Source organism: Corynebacterium sp., assembly GCF_022712275.1.
GTDB lineage: Bacteria > Actinomycetota > Actinomycetes > Mycobacteriales > Mycobacteriaceae > Corynebacterium.
In genome coordinates this window covers 1-18,205 of sequence record NZ_JALAGU010000013.1, presented here as the reverse complement: position 1 = coordinate 18,205, position 18,205 = coordinate 1, and the positions used below count along the sequence as shown (strand labels likewise).

Genomic DNA, 18,205 nt, shown 5'->3' with positions numbered 1-18,205 from the left:
GGAGTCACTGACCCCCATGCTCGCCCTCTCCCTCATCCTGTCCCTCCTCGGGTTCATCGCACTACTGGTGGCCCTGTACGTGGGTTCGGCGGTGTGGGCGTGGGTGTGTGTGGGGGTCGCTGCTGTCGGCGTCGTGCTGTTCGTCGTCGACCTGGTTGCACTGAAACGACGGTAGAGGGGCTATACTGACCCCCTGGTGGGTCCTGCGCCGCCGTGCGGGACCACCACGTGCACTGATCCGGCCATCACCGGGGAGCACTCCGGAAGAACCGGACACCGGGCGTTGAGCCCCGTGTCCCCAGTAGAACCGGACGGGACCGCGGCACGTCACGCCGCACGATGAGCGGAACTCCCCACGACATTCGACGGTGGGGGAGATCAAGCGGGGTGGTACCGCGCGACCGGCAACGGGAGCGTCCCCGCGGACTTGAGACGAACAACCTTCAAGGAGTCCGCGATGACCACCCCCGCCGGCGGTGCTTACCCCCGTACCGACATGAGTGACGGAACCAGTTCGTTCCCGCTCATGGAGCGCAACGTCCTGTCCTACTGGGCAGAGGACGACACGTTCCAGGAGTCGCTGAGGAACCGTGAGGGCGCCGAAGAGTACATCTTCTACGACGGCCCGCCCTTCGCCAACGGCCTACCGCACTACGGCCACCTGCTCACCGGCTACGTCAAGGACATCGTCCCGCGCTACAAGACCATGCGCGGCTACAAGGTCCCGCGCGTCTTCGGCTGGGACACCCACGGTCTGCCCGCCGAGCTCGAGGCGGAGAAGCAGCTGGGCATCAAGGACAAGGGCCAGATCGAGGAGATGGGCCTCGCCGCCTTCAACGACTACTGCGCCGAGTCTGTGTTGCGGTACGCGGGGGAGTGGAAGGACTACGTCACCCGTCAGGCCCGCTGGGTGGATTTCGACAACGGCTACAAGACCATGGACCTGTCCTACATGGAATCCGTGATCTGGGCCTTCAAGACCCTCTACGACAAGGGGCTCATCTACCAGGGCTTCCGCGTCCTGCCGTACTCCTGGGCCGAGCACACCCCGCTGTCGAACCAGGAGACCCGCCTGGACGACTCCTACAAGATGCGTCAGGACCCCACGGTCACCGTGACCTTCCCGGTGACCGGCGCCTGGCCGGGCACCGCCGCGGTCGACACGCTCGCCGCGCACCCCGAGCTCGCGGACGCTGCCGCGATGGCGTGGACGACCACCCCGTGGACCCTGCCCTCGCACCTGGCACTCGCCGTCAACCCGGCGGTCACCTACGCCCTGGTCAAGGTCGCCGACGACGGGGCCGGGGCGGTCGCAGGGCAGAAGGTGCTGCTGGCCAAGGACCTCATGGGCGCCTACGTGAAGGAGCTGGGTGGGGCGTCCGAGGCCGCCGAGGTCATTGCCGAGTTCACCGGCGACCAGCTCGTGGGCCTGACCTACATCCCGCCCTTCGACTACTTCGCCGACCGTGCGGAGCAGGGTGCCTTCCGTATCCTCGCCGCCGACTACGTCACCACAGAGGACGGTACCGGTATCGTCCACCAGGCCCCGGCCTTCGGTGAGGACGACATGACCACCTGCAACGCCGCAGGTATCGAGGTCGTCATCCCGGTGGACATGGACGGCAAGTTCACCTCTCTGGTGCCCGACTACCAGGGTCAGCTCGTCTTCGACGCCAACCGGCAGATCATCCGGGATCTCAAGGAGAAGGCGCGGATCGTCCGCGACCAGACCATCGAGCACTCCTACCCGCACTCCTGGCGGTCCGGCGAGCCGCTCATCTACATGGCGCTGCCCAGCTGGTTCGTCTCCGTCACGACATTCCGTGACCGTATGGTCGAGCTCAACCACGACCAGATCGAGTGGATCCCGGAGCACATCCGCGACGGCCAGTTCGGCAAGTGGCTGGAGGGTGCCCGCGACTGGAACATCTCCCGGTCCCGCTACTGGGGTTCCCCGATCCCGGTGTGGGTCTCCGATGACGACGCCTACCCGCGTATCGACGTCTACGGCTCCCTCGATGAGCTCGAGGCGGACTTCGGCGTCCGTCCGGACTCCCTCCACCGCCCGTACATCGACGAGCTGACCCGCCCGAACCCGGATGATCCGACGGGGAAGTCCACCATGCGGCGCGTCCCCGACGTCCTCGACGTCTGGTTCGACTCCGGCTCCATGCCCTTCGCCCAGGTGCACTACCCCTTCGAGAACAAGGACTGGTTCGACACCCACTCGCCGGCGGACTTCATCGTCGAGTACATTGGCCAGACCCGTGGCTGGTTCTACCTGCTCCATGTGCTGTCCACCGCGCTCTTCGACCGCCCGGCGTTCAAGAAGGTCGTCTCCCACGGCATCGTCCTCGGCGACGACGGCCTGAAGATGTCCAAGTCCAAGGGCAACTACCCCGACGTCAACGGTGTCTTCGACCGTGACGGCTCCGATGCGATGCGCTGGTTCCTCATGAGCTCGCCGATCCTGCGTGGCGGCAATCTCATCGTCACCGAGCAGGGCATCCGTGAGGGCGTGCGCCAGGCGATGCTGCCGATGTGGAACGCCTACTCCTTCCTGCGGCTCTACGCCCACACCCCGGCGGAGCGTTCGACCACGTCCACCAACGTGCTGGACCGCTACATCCTCGCGAAGCTGCACGACACGGTCGTCGAGGTGACCGCCTCGCTGGACGCCACGAACATCGCCGCGGCCACCGACGAGATCCGGCAGTTCTGTGACGCCCTGACCAACTGGTACGTGCGCCGTTCCCGTGACCGCTTCTGGGCCGGCGACGGTGAGTTCCCGGAGGCCTTCAACACCCTCTACACCGTGCTGGAGACCCTCTGCCGTATCAGCGCCCCGCTGCTGCCGATGACCACCGAGGTCATCTGGCGCGGTCTGACCGGTGGACGCTCGGTGCATCTCACCGACTGGCCGGACGCCGAGGAGTTCCCGGCGGACGCCGCTCTCGTCGCAGCGATGGACGAGGTCCGCAGCGTCTGCTCCGCGTCGTCCTCGCTGCGGAAGGCGAACAAGCTGCGCAACCGTCTGCCGCTGCAGAGCCTCACCGTGGCGCTGCCGTCCTCGGCACGTCTCGCCGACTTCACCGACATCATCGGTGACGAGGTGAACGTCAAGGAGGTCATCCTGACCGATGACGTCAGTTCCGTGGGACGCTTCGATGTCGTCGTCAACGCCCGGGTCGCCGGCCCCCGCCTCGGCAAGGACGTGCAGAAAGTCATCAAGGCCGTGAAGTCCGGCAACTACACCGTCTCCGGGGCCGGTGCGGTCGTCGCCGACGGTATCGGTCTGATCGAGGGGGAGTACTCCCGCAAGCTCGTCGCCGTCGACCCGGAGCGCACCGCCGAAATCCCCGGCACGGAGGGCCTCGTCGTGCTCGACATGACGCTCACCGAGGAGCTGGAGGCAGAGGGCTGGGCCGCGGACCGTATCCGGGGGATCCAGGACGCCCGCCGCACCGAGGACTTCGACGTCTCCGACCGGATCAGCCTCGTGCTGTCCGTCCCGGAGGGACGACGGGGGTGGGCGGAGGCCCACATCGACACCATCGCCCGTGAGGTTCTCGCCACCACGGCTAAGGTGATCACCGGTGAGGTTCTCACGCACGACACCGGCGACGGCTGCACGGTTACCGTGGAGCGCGTCACCGGCAACTGACGCCGACCGTCAGCTTCAAGAGCAACAGACCATCCCGACGGAACACCGCCGGGACCTGATCTCCGACAGATATGCCGGGGTGACGGTCCCGGCGGTGGTGTTCTCTCGGACCGGGTTAACTTAGTTTACTTCGGTATATATCAAGGAAGGTCGCCCTACGGTGACAGAGAATCAGATACAGAGGTCACAGGCGACGTCGTCGTTCCTGACCGCTGACCAGGAGGGCTATCAGAAGGGCCTCAAGCACCGCCACATCCAGATGATGGCCATCGGTTCCGCCATCGGTACCGGTCTGTTCCTCGGCGCCGGCGGACGCCTCCACGACGCCGGCCCGTCCCTGTTCATCGCATACGCGGTGTGCGGCTTCTTCGGCTTCCTCGTGCTGCGTGCCATCGGCGAGCTGGTCATGCACCGCCCGAGCTCCGGTGGCGTGGTCTCCTACGCCCGTGAGTTCCTCGGAGAGCGCGCCGCCTACCTGCTGGGGTGGAACTATTTCCTCCAGTGGGCCATCACCGGTATCGCCGACGTGACCGCCTTTGCCCTGTACCTGAAGTTCTGGCCGGTCTTCGACCCGGTACCGCAGTGGGTGCTGGCGCTGGTTGCACTGGTCGTCGTCGTGGCCTTCAACATGATCGGCGTGCGCGTCTTCGGTGAGCTGGAGTTCTGGTTCAGCTTCATCAAGGTCGCCGCTATCGTGATCTTCCTGGTCACCGGCATTGTCTTCATCCTCACCGGCCATGAGATCGGAGGGTTCTCCGCCGGTCTGGACAACATCACCGACCACGACGGCATCTTCCCCGAGGGCGTCGTCCCGCTGGCCGTGGTGACCTCCGGTGTCTTCTTCGCCTATCTCGGCATAGAGGTCATCGCGACCGCCGCCGGTGAGACCGAGAACGCCCGTGACGAGATGCCGCGTGCGGTGAACAACGTCGTCTGGCGCATCCTGGTCCTCTACTGCGGTTCCGTGCTCGTCATGTCGTTCCTGCTGCCGTACACCGAGTTCAAGGCGAACGAGAGCCCGTTCGTGACCGTGTTCTCGAAGGTCGGTGTCTCCCAGATGGGCGACATCATGAATCTCGTCGTCATCACCGCGGTACTGTCCTCCCTCAACGCCGGCCTGTACTCCACGGGACGCGTCATCCGCACCATGTCCCACGCCGGGTCGGCCCCGCATGCACTCGGCCAGCTCAACAACCGTGGCGTCCCCTTCGGTGGGATCGCCCTGACCAGTGCAGTCATCATCGTCGGTGTGGTCATCAACTACGTCGCCCCGGGTCGTGCCTTCGACATCGCGATGAACCTCACCGCGGTCACGCTGATCCTCACCTGGGGTTCGATGATCATCGCCCAGATGAAGTTCCGGAAGCGGGCCGAGGCCGGCGAGTTCGAGCGTCCGTCCTTCCGGATGCCGTTGGCCCCGGTCTCCAACTGGGTCACCCTGGCTTTCCTGCTGCTCGTCGTCGTGCTCGTCGCCTCGGGCGACTCGATCGGCTTCTGGACGGTCATCGTCTCCGTCCCGATCATCCTCGTCGTCTGGTTCTCCTGGCGCTGGGTGAAGCCGAGTGTGGAGCATCGCCGTGAGGAATTCGCGCTCAAGGTCGACCGCTCCTCCGTGAACCCGGCGACGTAGCCCGGGCGATCTAGGATGGGGGCCGTGACAGGTTCCGGGACAGGTGAGCGACGCTGGGTGGTGCACGTCGACATGGACGCCTTCTTCGCGTCCGTCGAGCAGCTCACCCGGCCGACGCTGCGTGGCCGTCCGGTCCTGGTGGGAGGGGCATCGGGCAGGGGAGTCGTCGCCGGGGCGTCCTACGAGGCGCGGGTGTACGGTGCGCGCTCGGCGATGCCGATGAGCCAGGCCGTGCGACTGTGCCGCGGGAAGGCCTCGGTGGTGCATCCCCGCTTCGTGGTCTACTCGGCGGCATCCGAACGCATCTTCGGGATCCTCGAGCGCGAGGCGGGCTTCATCGAGCGGCTCAGCGTGGACGAGGGCTTCGCCGAACCGGCGGTCCTGGCCGGTGCCACCACGCAGGACGCCGAGACGTGGGCACACGCCCTTCAGGACACCGTTGAACAGGAGACCGGACTGGTCTGCTCCATCGGTGTCTCCACCGGGAAACTCCACGCCAAGATGGCCTCCGACCTCGACAAGCCCCACGGCGTGGCCGTCGTCGGCGCGGACCACCGCGACGAGGTCTTCGGCCCCCGTCCGGTCGGGGAGATCGGCGGCATCGGTCCGGTCGCGCAGGCCCGGCTCGCCGAGGTCGGTGTGACCACCATCGGCCAGTTCACCGCCATGGACGACGCCGACGTCCGCAGTCTCCTCGGTTCTGTCGGTACCCAGTTGCTGGGGTACGCCCGCGGCGTCGACCCCCGACCGGTCGCGGCGAGGGGACGTGCCAAGCAGGTCTCCGCGGAACGCACCCTCGAGGTGGACGCCGCGACGACCGCCGCAGCTGACCCGGTGCTCGTCGCGTCGGCCACCGCCGCGCACACCCGGCTGAAGAAGGACGGCCGGGCGGCCCGGACCGTCACCGTGAAGACCCGTACCGCGGACTTCCGTGCCCATACCCGGTCACTCACACTCGCGGTGCCGACCGAGGACCTCGAGGACATCATCGCGGCGTCACGCTCGGTGATGCCGCACCCGGAGGAGTCCGGGGCGGTGCGACTGGTCGGCGTCAGCCTCTCAGGGCTGACCGATGAGCGGCAGGGGGCCCTGTTCCCGGAGCTCTCCGAGATCGGGGCCCGGGAAGTGGTGCACGTCGACGCACCCGGACCGGACCCGGTGGTGGAGTCGGCGCCGGCCGCCGAATCCTACGGTCGCTGGCGCGCCACCCAGGATGTCCACCACACCGGGTTCGGTCACGGGTGGGTGCAGGGCACCGGCGGCGGTGTGGTCAGCGTGCGCTTCGAGACCCGTGCCACCGGGCCGGGACGGACGCGTACCTTCCCGGTCGACGACCCGGACCTCAGTCCTGCGGACCCGCTGGAGTCCCTGGCGTGGGATCCTCCCGCTGCACCGCCAGCTGACACAGCAGCTCCATCCGTGCCTGTGCGGGACTGAGTACCCCACCGGACCGGGCACCTGCCGCGGCCAGGGTCGCCCCACCGCCGTCACCGCCGTAGACGGCATCCACCCCGCCGGCGGCGACCCTGGTGCACAACACGACGGGCACTCCGGCGTCCAGGGCACGGCCGATCCCGGGGGCGAGCCCGCCGGCGTTGCCCGACCCGAAGGCGGCGATGACCAGGCCGTCGGCACCCGCTGCCAGTGCAGCGTCCACCAGGGTGCTGTCGGCCCCCTGGTAGGCGGTGAGGATGTCGACGCGCAGGCCCGACAGCGGGACCGGAGCCTGACCGCGGGAGACGAGGGGCCCCGGGCGGTGGACGGGGGAGTCCGGTCCCCCGAAGGCCCGGTCCGCGGTGGTGTGGACCTTCCGCACCCCGTAGGCGGGGACCGTCACACCACCTGTCACCACGACCGGGCCGGTCGCTGTCGCCGCTGCGGACACGGCGTCCCGCAGATTGGCGGGGCCGTCCGGGTCGGCGTGGTCGGCGGGACGCTGCGCACCGGTGAGCACCACGGGTCCGCCGAGCAACCGGTCGACGGCCATGGCGGTCTCCTCCATCGAGTCGGTGCCGTGGGTGACGACCACCGGTCCGCCGACGGCGTGGACCGCAGCCAGCAGGCCGTCGAGGTCGGCCAGGGTCATCTCGGAGGAGTCGAGGTGAAGGGCGTCGGTCGCGGTGACGTCGTCGGGTGTGAGCCCGGCGTCCGCGCAGAGGTCTGCGGCGGTGCGTGTGGGTCGTAGGGTGCCGTCGGGACCTGCGGTGCAGGCGATGGTTCCGCCGGTGGCGAGCAGGGTGACGGGGAAGGACGCGCTCATGGGGACACAGACTACTGGTGTGACGCAGGGAGCGTGGGGTGGGTAGGCTGATTCACCATGAAATACTCCATGAAGTCCGTTGCCGTCGTGGCTGCCGTCGCCGCAGGTCTGTCCATGTCCGCCTGCTCCTCCGATGACGATGACTCGACCGACGCGACCACCAGTGCCGCGACGACCACCCGGTCCACCGCACTGCCCACCGCCGCCGAGCTCAACGACGTGCTCAACCGGGCTGTCGACCCGGCGATCCCCTCCGACCAGAAGGCCGACACCGTCGAGGGTGGTGACCAGGCCCTGGAACTCTTCGACGTCATGACGCAGTCGAAGGAGGAGTCCGGTGCGACCCTCGAGGTCGTTGATCCGGTGCTGCCCGGCATCCTGCCCGACACCGCCTCCGTGACCGTCAACTTCATCATCCCGGACCGCGACCCGATGCCGGTCTCGGGTGTGGAGTTCATCCGTGAGAACGACGTCTGGAAGCTCAAGCGCGAGTGGGCCTGCACGCTCATCGAGAACGTCGCCCCGGACAATGTGCCGCCGCTCTGCGCGGCGGACGTCGCCGAGGAACTGCCCGAGGAAGTCCCCGAGGACGCCCCGGCTCCGGAGGAGGCCCCTGCCGAGGAAGCGCCTGCGGAGGACGCCCCGGCCGCCTAGTTACCGCCTAGTCCTCGTCGGAGGACCAGGTCGAGGTGGTGCGGGACTCCTGCACCACCGTCACGGGGGAATCCGGCTGACCGTAGGTGATCTCGGTCGTCGTCTTCACCGACCCACTCACCGGCAGGGGGTGCCGCAGGTCGAGGGTCAACGAACCGGTGGATTCGGTGGTGGAGTCCATCACCTGCAGGTCCGTGCCCGCCATCTGCTTGACCGTGGGGGTCCGTTCAACGTCCACGTCGAGGTTCACCTGCGAGCCGCTGCGCGAGGCGATGGTGTAGGTCACCGTCTGCCGCATCGACACCCCGGACCCGGAGTCGCTGACCTGGCCGGTCACCGTCCAGCGGGCACCCTCACCGACAGCCTCCTCCGGGAAGACGAGGGGGAGATCGGTCATCAGGGTGAAGCCCTGCTCCACACTGGCACGGGCTGAATCGGTCGCGTTCTCCGGCGCAGCGAAGGACCGGGAGCTCACCTTGCCGTCGTCGCTGTACTTCTGCACCATGCGGAAGCCCTCGGCGGTGGCGATGTCCTCGTTGCGGTCGTCGTTGTCACCGCTGGGAGTTCCTGCGGTGACGGTGGCCGCCAGGCCCTCACCGTTGTCGGATGCGGTGGTCGCCGTCAGCGGCAGTTCCATGGTGACCTCGGAGTAGGGCAGTTCGCCGTCGGCGGTGCCCTGCTCGTCACCACCGGTGGTGTGCTGGCCCAGCCCCTGGGCGACGGAGAAGGTCGTCTGCTGCTCCTCCTCGTCGGCGGACCAGACAAGGGGGTCGGTGGGGGACGTTCCGGCGTCCAGGAGCTTCACCGCGACGCCGTCTACGGCGGACTCGACGGGATCGGTGCGGTCAGGTTCGTCATCCGACGAGACACACCCGCTCAGGCCCAGGGTCGACCCCAGGGCGACGGTGGAGACCAGGACTGCCACGGTGGAAGGAAAGGATCGTCGTCTGTGCACGACCGTCACGTTACCAACCTCTCCTGGCACACCCGCTAGGATGGAGACCCGTGACCCAGGCCCCCTCTTCCCGACCCTCCGCTGAGACCGCGGATTCCCGCCCGGCCCGCAGCAGGTCCGGAGCTGTTCCCCGGGCGTTGGCGGTTCTGGTGGGTGTGGTCGTTCTCGACCAGGTGACCAAGTGGGCCGTCGTCGAGTTCCTCGAACCACGGACCAGTTACCCGGTCCTCGGTGAGTTCGCCCGCCTCTACCTCATCCGTAACTCCGGGGCCGCGTTCTCCATGGGGGAGAGCGCCACCCCGGTCTTCGCTGTCATCCAGCTGCTGGCTGCACTGCTGTGCGTCGTCCTGGCGTTCCGTGTGCGTAACCCGTGGACGATTGCGGCGGTCGGCATGATCGGCGGCGGGGCGGCCGGCAACTTCATAGACCGGGTGTTCCGGGATCCGGGCGGACTGCACGGCCATGTCGTGGACTTCATCTCGATCGGGGATTTCGCGATCTTCAATGTCGCGGATTCTGGCATCACCGTCGGCGTGATCGTGTACCTCATCTACGGGCTGTTCATTGAGCCGAAGCAGCAGAAGGAAGAAGCGGAACAGGAGGAGCAGGCATGAGCGACCGTGAGTCGAGGATGATGCCCGTGCCCGGTGGCCTGGCGGGCATGCGGGTGGACGCCGGCCTGTCGAAGCTGCTCGGCCTGTCCCGCACCGTCGTCGCCGAGCTCGCCGAGGCGGGCGACATCGTCCAGGACGGGAAGACCGCCGGCAAGTCGGACCGGCTCGTCGACGGTGCCTGGCTCGACGTCACCCTTCCTGCCCCACCCCGTGACCTCGCCGCCGAGCCGGCCCGTGTCGTCGAGGGCATGGACATCCTCTACTCCGACGACGACGTCATCGTCGTCGATAAACCGGTCGGTGTCGCCGCCCATCCCACGATCGGCTGGGAGGGCCCGACCGTCACCTCCGGTCTGGCCGCCGCCGGGTACCGGATCTCGACCTCCGGACCGCCGGAGCGCAAGGGGATCGTGCACCGCCTCGATGTCGGCACCTCCGGTGTCATGGCGGTCGCGGCGTCCGAGCGCGCCTACACGGTCCTCAAGCGGGCCTTCCGCGACCGCACGGTCGACAAGACCTACCATGCGCTCGTCCAGGGGCACCCGGACCCGACCGACGGCACCATTGACGCGCCTGTCGCACGTCATCCCGGCCACGGCTGGAAGTTCGCCGTCCAAGACGGGGGACGCCACGCCGTCACCCACTACGAGACCATCGAGGCCTTCCGCGAGGCCACCCTGGTGCGTGTCCACCTGGAGACCGGACGCACCCACCAGATCCGCGTCCATTTCTCGGCCCTGCACCACCCGTGCGCCGGTGACCCGATGTACGGCGCCGATCCGACGCTGTCGAAGCGGCTGGGTCTGGTGCGTCAATGGCTCCACGCCGTCCACCTCGGGTTCCTGCACCCGGACGGCCGGTGGATGGACATCGAGTCGCCGTACCCGGCGGACCTGCAGACCGCGCTCGACCGGTTACGGGAGACGAACTGATGGGCAGGTTCCGGTCCGCCGAGCAGATCCCTGCCGACAAACGGACGCGGCGCAGGCTCGAGTGGGAGGACACCCGTCGTCCCGCCTGGGTGATGTGGCTGTCCGTGGCCTGCCTCATCGCCCTGGTGGTGACCGTTTTCGCCCTGTCGAACTCCGACCGGATGTCGCAGGCCACCGCGATCAACGGTGATGTCCTCGGCCCGGAGACCGGCGAGTCCACCGAAGACTATCTCGCCCGGGCCGGTGAGGCTCTCGCCGAAACGACCGGGGATGCCCCGCGGTGGGCCCTGGTGTCCCCGGAGGGCCCGGCGGATGTCGCCGCCCTGACCGCGCTCTTCACGGACCAGCCGGGTCTGCGGGTGAGCACCCTGCTCGCCGGTGGGGTGCAGTGGGCCCTGCCCGAGCCCTCGGTCGGCCACCGCCGTGAGGACGTCTTCGCCCGGGCCCGTCACCGTGTCGCCGTTTCCGCCGGCATTCCGGACACCGATGAGGCGCTGGGGATCACCGGCGTCATCGTCCACGGGACGCCTGCCGAGCTGCACTCCCTGGCGGCCACCCCCGGGGTGCGCGCCGTGGAGCCGCTGCCGGAGGACGCCGTCTACGGCCGGTTCGGCATGCGTCCGCTGGAGGACACCCCGCCTGCCGAAGACCTGCCCGAGGATCTGCCGGAGGCTCCCGCGCCGTGATCTGGGGAGTCGCCTGCTACCTGATGTGGGGCTTCTTCCCCGCATTCTTCCCGCTCCTCGAGCCGGCCGACCCGATGGAGATCCTGGCCCACCGTTTCGTGTGGACCCTGGCGTTCGTCGCCGTCGTCCTGCTGCTGCTCGGGCGCAACCACGGCGGTGGCTTCCGCTGGCTCCGTCAGCTCTCCCTGCGGCAGTGGGGACGCATCGCCGTGGCCGCCGTCCTCATCGCCGGGAACTGGGGCCTGTACATCTACGCGGTGAACAACGACCATGTCGCCGACGCCGCCCTGGGATACTTCATCAACCCGCTGGTCAGCGTCCTTCTCGGTGTGCTCGTACTGCGGGAGCGACTCCGGATGATGCAGTGGGTCTCCGTCGGCGTGGCCGGGGTGGCGGTCATCATCCTCACCGTCGCCCTGGGGACGCCGCCGGTGGTGTCACTGGCGCTGGCGTTCTCCTTCGGGCTCTACGGTCTGATGAAGAAGAAGGTGCCACTGCCCCCGCTGCGGTCGCTCACCGCCGAGACCCTGGTGCTCGCCCCGGTGGGCGTGCTCTACCTCGCCTGGCTGCAGACCCAGGGAACCAACACGATGGTCCAGGGCGACCACGGCGTGGGTCACGTGCTGCTGCTCATGACCGCCGGTGTGGTCACCGCACTGCCGCTGCTGTGCTTCGCCCGCGCCGCCCACGAACTCTCACTGACGACCTTGGGAATGATCCAGTACATCACTCCCGTGCTGCAGATGCTGTGGGCGGTCTTCGTCGTCCACGAACACATTGAACCGGCGCGCTGGGTCGGCTTCGGCCTGATCTGGGTGGCGGTGATCATCTTCACCACGGACACACTGTTCAATGTGCCGCGGCGTCCGAGACTGACCCAGCCCACTCATCCCAGCCCGAAGACCCGGTCGACGTAGCGGTTGCGGAACACCCCGTCCGGGTCGACCTGCGCCCGTAGATCCGCCACGGTGTGGAGATCGTCATGCACCGTCGAGAGTTCCGCGAACCCCAGGGTGTGGTGCTTGCCCCAGTGGGGGCGTCCTCCCGCGGCGACGAGGATCGGCTCGATGACCCGGAAGAACTCGCGGTAGTCGTCACGGTGGTAGCGGTGCGCGGCGATGTAGCAGGACTCACGTCCCTTCGCCGTGGACAACGGCACATCGTCAGCGGCGGTGGCGCGGACCTCGATGGGGAAGCCCACCGGGATGCCGCAGGTGTCGATGACGCGGTGGACCTCGGCGAGCACCTCCGGGGCGTCCGCCAGGGGCACGGAGTACTCCATCTCGTTGAACCGCACCCGGCGCTTGGAGACGAAGACGTCGTGGGCGACGTCGGCGTACTCACGCTGGGCCAGGGCACCTGCGGAGACCCGGTTGAAGAACCCGGTGGTCCTCGGGGCCATGGACATGACCCGGCACATCGCGCCGTAGGCGGCGTTGCTCACCAGTTCATCGTCGATGACCGACTTCCAGCGCGGCACCGGCCCGGGGACGGTGCCCCGGTCGGACAGCGGGTGACGGGTGTTGCGCTTGACGTGGGCGACGTCGGTACCGGGGAACCAGTAGTACTCCAGGTGGTCGACCTCGTGGGCCAGGGCGGCGAAGTTCTCCACCACCGGTCCCAGCGGCTCGGCCTTTTCCACGGCGGAGAGGATGAACGTGTCCACCACCGCCATCGTCACCTGCGTCAGGACGCCGAGCGCGCCGATGCTCACACGGCCGTACTCGAAGAGCGGGTCACCGGGTCCGGCATCATGGACCACACCGTCGGCGGTGACGATGCGCAGCCGCCGGACCATGCCGGCGAAGCCGGTGTACCCGACACCCGTGCCGTGGGTGGAGGTCGACAGCGCACCGGCGAGCGCCTGCGGATCCACGTCACCCTGGTTGGCCAGGGCGAGCCCGTGTGGCTTGAGCAGTCCGGGGATGTCCCGCAGCCGGGTACCGGCGAGGAAGGTGACCTCCATGGCGTCCTTGTCGACGTGGACCAGGCCGGTCAGGTTGTCGAGGTTGACCAGGATGCCGTCGGTCACCGCAGTCGGGGTGAAGGAGTGCCCCGCGCCGACGGTCTTCACATGCATACCACGGGACGCGGCGTCCGTGATGACGCCGAGGAGTTCGGCCTCGGTCGCGGGCTGGACGAACGCCTGCGGGTGCGCGGTCTGTGCACCGGACCAGTTGTGCCAGGTGGTGGTCATACGAAGCTCTTTCCTTCGCCGCGGTACGTGGGCCAGTCGGCGATGACGTGGGTGGTGTTGTCGGCGGGGTCGCGGGAGACGACGGTGACCCGGTCGGTCCACTCGGACTGCTCGCCGGCCTTGGCGTGACGGAACCACACCTGGTCACCGAGGCCCAGGTCGCGGGCGGCGGCTCCGCGCAACGGGGTCTGGACCTCACCGGCGCCCTCCGTGGCGGAGAAGGACAGTCCGGCGGGGTAGTCCACGGTCGGCACGCGGTCGGCACCCGGGACACCGGAGGCGATGCGTCCGCCTCCGGCGACGGTGACGATGTCTGCGGCGGCACGGCGTACCACCGGCAGCACGAACCATTCGGCGGCTGCGGGGGAGAAGGTGCGGTAGTGGTCGAAGAGTCCGGAACCGATGATCCCGGAGCCCGCGCCGATCTCGGTGACGGCGTCCTCGGCGGCGGTGGTCTCCGCCGAGCCGGTGCCACCGCCGTTGACGAACTCCAGCTGCCCGCCGTGGGTCTCGACGATGCTGCGGACCGCGGCGACGACCTTCGCGCGGCGCCCGGCCAGTTCCTTCACCGAGGCTGCCTTCATCGCCGCAACTGCCGGGGAGGTGTCGGTGGTGCCGGCGACCTGTCCCTCGTAGGCCATGATGCCGACGAGTTCCACACCGGGCCGGGCGCAGACCTGCTCGGCCAGACGCGTGGCGTCCTCCACGGTGTGCACCGGCGAGCGACGCGCGCCGAGGTGGAGCGGGCCGACGCTGAGTGAGGCGTCCACGTCGAGGCAGACGCGGACGGTACCGGCGCGGTCCTCGGGCGGGGACGCAGCGTCCAGCAGGTCGAGGTGCTCGACGCTGTCGACCATGACGGTCACCGCGTCCAGGTAGCGGGTCTCCGCCGTGAGCTGTTGCATCAGTGACGGAGTGACACAGGGGTAGGCGACGAGGATGTCGTCGCTGACCTGTCCGTCGACGAGCCAGAGAGCCTCACCGAGGTGGTAGGCCAGCAGGCCCTTGATGCCCTCGCACTCCAGAAGGCGGGAGATCAGCGGGCGGATACGGACGGATTTCGTGGCCAGTCGGACCGGAGTGCCGGACGCCCGGCGGACGAGATCGGCGGTGTTGGCGAGGGCGGCGTCCAGGTCGAGGACACTGAACGGCGCCTCACGGTCTGCGACGGCGGCGCGGACGGAAGGACGGGGAACACTCATTCCCGGATAATTCCATATTTGTGGTCCTTACGCAGCTGAACACCGTATGATTCTTCGTCATGACTGTGACGACCACTCCTCAGACACTGGATGCGCTGGACAGCCGACTACTGTCCGCCGTACACCGCGCCCCCGGCCACGTCGGCCCCGACGGACCGGTCGGACGCTGGGAAGGGATCGACGGTAACGAAGACTGGGCCGAGGAGATCCGTCGGCTGAAGAAGGCCCGCAATGCCGTGATCCTCGCCCACAACTACGAGCTGCCCGAAATCCAGGACATCGCCGACCACACGGGCGACTCCCTGGCCCTGTCCCGCATCGCCGCGGAGACCGACGCCGAGGTCATCGTCTTCTGCGGCGTGCACTTCATGGCAGAGACCGCGAAGATCCTCTCGCCGGACAAGACCGTCCTCATCCCGGACGCCGAGGCGGGCTGCTCCCTGGCGGACTCCCTCACCGAGACCGAACTGGCGGAGTGGAAGGCCGAGCACCCGGACGCCCTGGTGGTCAGCTACATCAACACCACCGCCGCGGTGAAAGGCCTCACCGACGTCTGCTGCACCAGCTCCAACGCCGTCGACGTGGTCGCCGGACTGCCCGCGGACAAGGAGATCCTCTTCGGTCCGGACCAGTTCCTCGGCGCCCATGTGCGCCGCCAGACCGGCCGCGACAATATCCACGTCTGGGCCGGGGAGTGCCACGTCCACGCCGGGATCTCCGGGCCGGAACTGGCGCGCCGGGCCGAGGAGAATCCGGACGCCGACCTGTTCATCCACCCTGAGTGCGGCTGCGCCAACTCCGCTATCTACCTGGCGGGTGAGGGCGTCATCGCCCCGGAACGCGTCCACATGCTCTCCACCGGAGAGATGCTCACCTCGGCGAAGGTGGCGTCCGACGCCGGACGCGGCAAGGTGCTCGTCGCCACGGAGGTCGGCATGCTCCACCAGCTGCGCGGCGTGGCCCCGGACGTCGACTTCGCACCCGTCAACGAGCGGGCGGCGTGCCCGTACATGAAGATGATCACCCCGGCGGCGCTGCTGCGCTGTCTCGCCCTGGGCGCAGACGAGGTCGACGTTGCCCCTGACGTGGCGGAAAAGGCACGTCGGGCGGTGGAGCGGATGATCGCTGTCGGAAATCCGGGCGGTGGGGAGTAAGTTTGTCCGCCGTGCCTGTTACCAAGACTTCGCGTCGGGAGATGTTCCCGGCTGATCAGCGTTTCCCCTACACCGCCCCGCTGGGCGACCTGGGCTGCGCACCCTCCCTGTTCACCACTCTCGCCCGGACCGCCCTGTCGGAGGACCTCTCCGACGGGGACGCCACGACGTTGGCCACCGTTGCGAAGGGCGAGACCGGACGCGGTCTGTTGGTCGCCCGGTCCGGTGGCGTGGTCTCCGGTATCGATGCCGTCCGCTCCATCCTCGTCGAGGCCGCAGAGCCGTCCTTCGCCGCCGTGCTCGGTGGGGCGGTCGCGCTGACTGACGCAGTGGCCAACGGTGCGGTCGTCGCGCCGGGCGACACGGTGGGCGTGCTCACAGGTCCGGTGCGCGCGATCCTGCAGCTGGAGCGCACGGTACTCAACATGCTCTCCCACGCCTCCGGTGTGGCGACGCAGACCGCGGCCTGGGTGTCCGCGGTGGAGGAGACCGCGCCTGAGGACCATTCGGTCGCTGTCCGGGATTCCCGTAAGACCCTGCCGGGGCTGCGTCTGCTGGAGAAGCGGGCCGTGGTCCACGGCGGCGGAGTGCCGCACCGCTACAACCTCTCTGACCAGGCGATGGTCAAGGACAACCATGTCACCGCCGGTGGTGGAGTGGTGGACGCCTACCTGGCCGTGCGTGCCGCGCACCCGGAACTGTGGTGCGAGGTGGAGGTCGACAACCTCGTGCAGCTGCGTGAGGTGCTGGCGCTGAAGCGTCCGCCACAGCAGGTGCTACTGGACAACTTCTCCGTCGTGGACACGGTCGTCGCGGTCGGCATGCGTACGGAGAAGGCGCCGAATGTGCTGCTCGAGTCCTCCGGTGGTCTGACTCTCGACGTGGTCGGAGATTACGCGGCCTCCGGCGTGGACTCCGTCGCCGTCGGTGGGCTGACCCACTCTGTCACTTCCCTGGACATCGGCCTCGACCTGGAGTGACGCGCTTGCCCTCCCCGGTGGAGGCAGGGTGGGGTGGGCTTCAGATCTGCGTCAGGCACAGATTCGGTCATCCGTGGCACGGATATCGCGATTCGTGCCTGACGCAGATTTGCTGCAGCGGGGATGACCGCAGGGATTCTCGCGTAGGCTCATTTCTCATGCCGAAGCAAGGGCTGAATCTGCCCGAGGTCATAGAGAAACATGATGCTGGTCGTGCGGTTGCGTCGCTGCGGAACTACTACTGGTCCAGGTATCCAGGCGACGAGCCATCCGAGCGGAAGAGTTACACGGGTGCCTGATTCGACGAGTTCGATCCATCAGCTACTCGGAGCAGTAAACTGAATGAGTTCACGGCTGTCGATCTGGTGTCAGTTGAGCTACTGAGCGTGTATGTGCCGGGTGTGGCGGCTCGCCGCCTGCTCCTAGATCCGGATTTTGGGAAGCAGGTTACCTTTCTCCTGGAACGAATTCCGATCGGTATGCCTCTGTGGGAGGCTCGTGAGCCAGTCGATGGCCAGTGGGCTCCTTGGAAGTCGGAAGAGCTTCTCACCAGTGTGCGGGGCATCGGGGTTACTACTGCATCCAAGCTGATTGCGCGCAAGCGACCGCAGTTGTACCCGGTCATTGACAAGGTGGGTCGGGACCTGGTTCGACCGGCGGATGTGATGAACGGCTGGAAGCTTCGTCGGCACTGTGCATGAGGCGTGTCAGGACAACAGCTTGCATGGGTTCCCCGCCGATGTCCATGATGAAGCCGGGCTTCCGACCGATGTGTCGCTGCTCCGGATCTTCGACGTCCTCGTCTGGATGGAGGGTAGGGCTCAAGCCACTAAAGGTGGTTCTAAATACTCGATCGTCGAGGCAGCTTGCTGGAACGGCCCCAGAATCCAAGGCGGCACGATTCCGAACCTAGGCGGCTTTCAAGAAGTTTGCGGTCATCGCTTGACAGCACGCCAAGCTCTCACCTGGTGTTTGTTGCGTAAAAAGTAAAGAGCATCTTGCGGCCGTGTCTGCATAGATCGTAGTTGTAGCCGGATGCGGTGGCTCCGGTAGCTCTTCCGTCGAAAGAATTGATCTGGTGGACATTGGTCCTGATCTGGAAGAGATGTTGCCGACCGAGTTTCTCGACAAAGATAGATGCGATTGCGGTGGAGGCAATTCTGACATTCTCGAGGGTGCAAGCGGGGGGGGGGGGGAGTTGGGGCATTGGGGAGGGGTTACAAATATTTAGGAAGGACGGTTTATTGTTTTAGGGGAGTTTTTGGGGGGTGGGGTAT

At 67.5% G+C, this 18,205-nt stretch carries 15 protein-coding genes and 2 pseudogenes; 13 read left to right on the top strand and 4 right to left on the bottom strand.

What is annotated here, in order from left to right:
* Positions 1–16: 16 nt before the first annotated feature.
* The 4 genes from Q0A27_RS02310 (at position 17) to Q0A27_RS02295 (ending at position 6,731) form a co-directional block, all read left to right on the top strand.
* Positions 17–175, top strand: a complete 159-nt coding sequence (locus Q0A27_RS02310) for a hypothetical protein (protein ID WP_291473466.1) — start codon at positions 17–19, stop codon at positions 173–175.
* 282 nt (positions 176–457) lie between these two features.
* Complete coding sequence (gene ileS, locus Q0A27_RS02305; RefSeq protein ID WP_291473465.1) at positions 458–3,664, top strand: isoleucine--tRNA ligase; 3,207 nt, start codon at positions 458–460, stop codon at positions 3,662–3,664.
* A 160-nt stretch (positions 3,665–3,824) separates the two neighbouring features.
* A complete protein-coding gene (locus tag Q0A27_RS02300; protein ID WP_291473464.1) occupies positions 3,825–5,294 on the top strand; it encodes an amino acid permease in 1,470 nt (489 codons plus the stop codon).
* A 24-nt stretch (positions 5,295–5,318) separates the two neighbouring features.
* The gene (locus Q0A27_RS02295; RefSeq protein WP_291473463.1) at positions 5,319–6,731 is read left to right on the top strand and encodes a DNA polymerase IV; all 1,413 of its coding nucleotides are present in this window, start codon (positions 5,319–5,321) and stop codon (positions 6,729–6,731) included.
* On the opposite strand, the gene Q0A27_RS02290 is transcribed toward Q0A27_RS02295, so the two are convergent.
* On the bottom strand, positions 6,637–7,554 hold the full coding sequence (locus Q0A27_RS02290) for an asparaginase domain-containing protein (protein ID WP_291473462.1): 918 nt from the start codon (positions 7,552–7,554) through the stop codon (positions 6,637–6,639). The two genes, Q0A27_RS02295 and Q0A27_RS02290, sit on opposite strands and share 95 nt — an antisense overlap.
* A gap of 57 nt (positions 7,555–7,611) precedes the next feature.
* On the opposite strand from Q0A27_RS02290, the gene Q0A27_RS02285 reads away from it, so the two are divergent.
* A complete protein-coding gene (locus Q0A27_RS02285; protein ID WP_291473461.1) occupies positions 7,612–8,208 on the top strand; it encodes a hypothetical protein in 597 nt (198 codons plus the stop codon).
* 7 nt (positions 8,209–8,215) lie between these two features.
* Here Q0A27_RS02285 and Q0A27_RS02280 read toward each other — a convergent pair whose 3' ends face one another.
* A complete protein-coding gene (locus Q0A27_RS02280; RefSeq protein ID WP_291473460.1) occupies positions 8,216–9,133 on the bottom strand; it encodes a hypothetical protein in 918 nt (305 codons plus the stop codon).
* A 167-nt stretch (positions 9,134–9,300) separates the two neighbouring features.
* Here Q0A27_RS02280 and lspA point away from each other — a divergent pair, with 167 nt between their 5' ends.
* From lspA to rarD, 4 genes are read left to right on the top strand one after another with little or no spacing between them, the layout of a single operon-like run.
* On the top strand, positions 9,301–9,777 hold the full coding sequence (gene lspA, locus Q0A27_RS02275) for a signal peptidase II (RefSeq protein WP_291473512.1): 477 nt from the start codon (positions 9,301–9,303) through the stop codon (positions 9,775–9,777).
* Positions 9,774–10,709 (top strand): RluA family pseudouridine synthase, encoded by a 936-nt coding sequence (locus Q0A27_RS02270; RefSeq protein ID WP_291473459.1) that lies wholly within the window; start codon positions 9,774–9,776, stop codon positions 10,707–10,709. The genes lspA and Q0A27_RS02270 overlap by 4 nt, the downstream gene beginning before the upstream one ends.
* Positions 10,709–11,395, top strand: coding sequence for a hypothetical protein (locus Q0A27_RS02265; protein ID WP_291473458.1), 687 nt, complete (start codon positions 10,709–10,711; stop codon positions 11,393–11,395). The genes Q0A27_RS02270 and Q0A27_RS02265 overlap by 1 nt, the downstream gene beginning before the upstream one ends.
* Positions 11,392–12,312: an EamA family transporter RarD gene (rarD, locus tag Q0A27_RS02260; RefSeq protein WP_291473457.1), complete on the top strand. Its 921-nt coding sequence runs from the start codon at positions 11,392–11,394 to the stop codon at positions 12,310–12,312. The genes Q0A27_RS02265 and rarD overlap by 4 nt, the downstream gene beginning before the upstream one ends.
* On the opposite strand, the gene Q0A27_RS02255 is transcribed toward rarD, so the two are convergent.
* Both Q0A27_RS02255 and Q0A27_RS02250 read right to left on the bottom strand, forming a co-directional pair.
* Complete coding sequence (locus Q0A27_RS02255) at positions 12,282–13,592, bottom strand: D-arabinono-1,4-lactone oxidase (RefSeq protein ID WP_291473456.1); 1,311 nt, start codon at positions 13,590–13,592, stop codon at positions 12,282–12,284. The genes rarD and Q0A27_RS02255 overlap by 31 nt on opposite strands.
* On the bottom strand, positions 13,589–14,794 hold the full coding sequence (locus tag Q0A27_RS02250; protein ID WP_291473455.1) for an alanine racemase: 1,206 nt from the start codon (positions 14,792–14,794) through the stop codon (positions 13,589–13,591). The genes Q0A27_RS02255 and Q0A27_RS02250 overlap by 4 nt, the downstream gene beginning before the upstream one ends.
* Positions 14,795–14,853: 59 nt before the next feature.
* On the opposite strand from Q0A27_RS02250, the gene nadA reads away from it, so the two are divergent.
* The 4 genes and pseudogenes from nadA to Q0A27_RS02235 all read left to right on the top strand — a co-directional run.
* Positions 14,854–15,948, top strand: a complete 1,095-nt coding sequence (gene nadA, locus Q0A27_RS02245; RefSeq protein ID WP_291473454.1) for a quinolinate synthase NadA — start codon at positions 14,854–14,856, stop codon at positions 15,946–15,948.
* A gap of 11 nt (positions 15,949–15,959) precedes the next feature.
* Positions 15,960–16,928 (top strand): carboxylating nicotinate-nucleotide diphosphorylase, encoded by a 969-nt coding sequence (gene nadC / locus Q0A27_RS02240; RefSeq protein ID WP_291473453.1) that lies wholly within the window; start codon positions 15,960–15,962, stop codon positions 16,926–16,928.
* Between the two features lie 311 nt (positions 16,929–17,239).
* Positions 17,240–17,629 (top strand): annotated as a pseudogene (locus Q0A27_RS15000) (DUF6308 family protein); the annotation flags it as partial.
* Positions 17,619–17,918 (top strand): annotated as a pseudogene (locus Q0A27_RS02235) (DUF6308 family protein); the annotation flags it as partial. The pseudogenes Q0A27_RS15000 and Q0A27_RS02235, both read left to right, overlap by 11 nt.
* Positions 17,919–18,205: the final 287 nt, after the last annotated feature.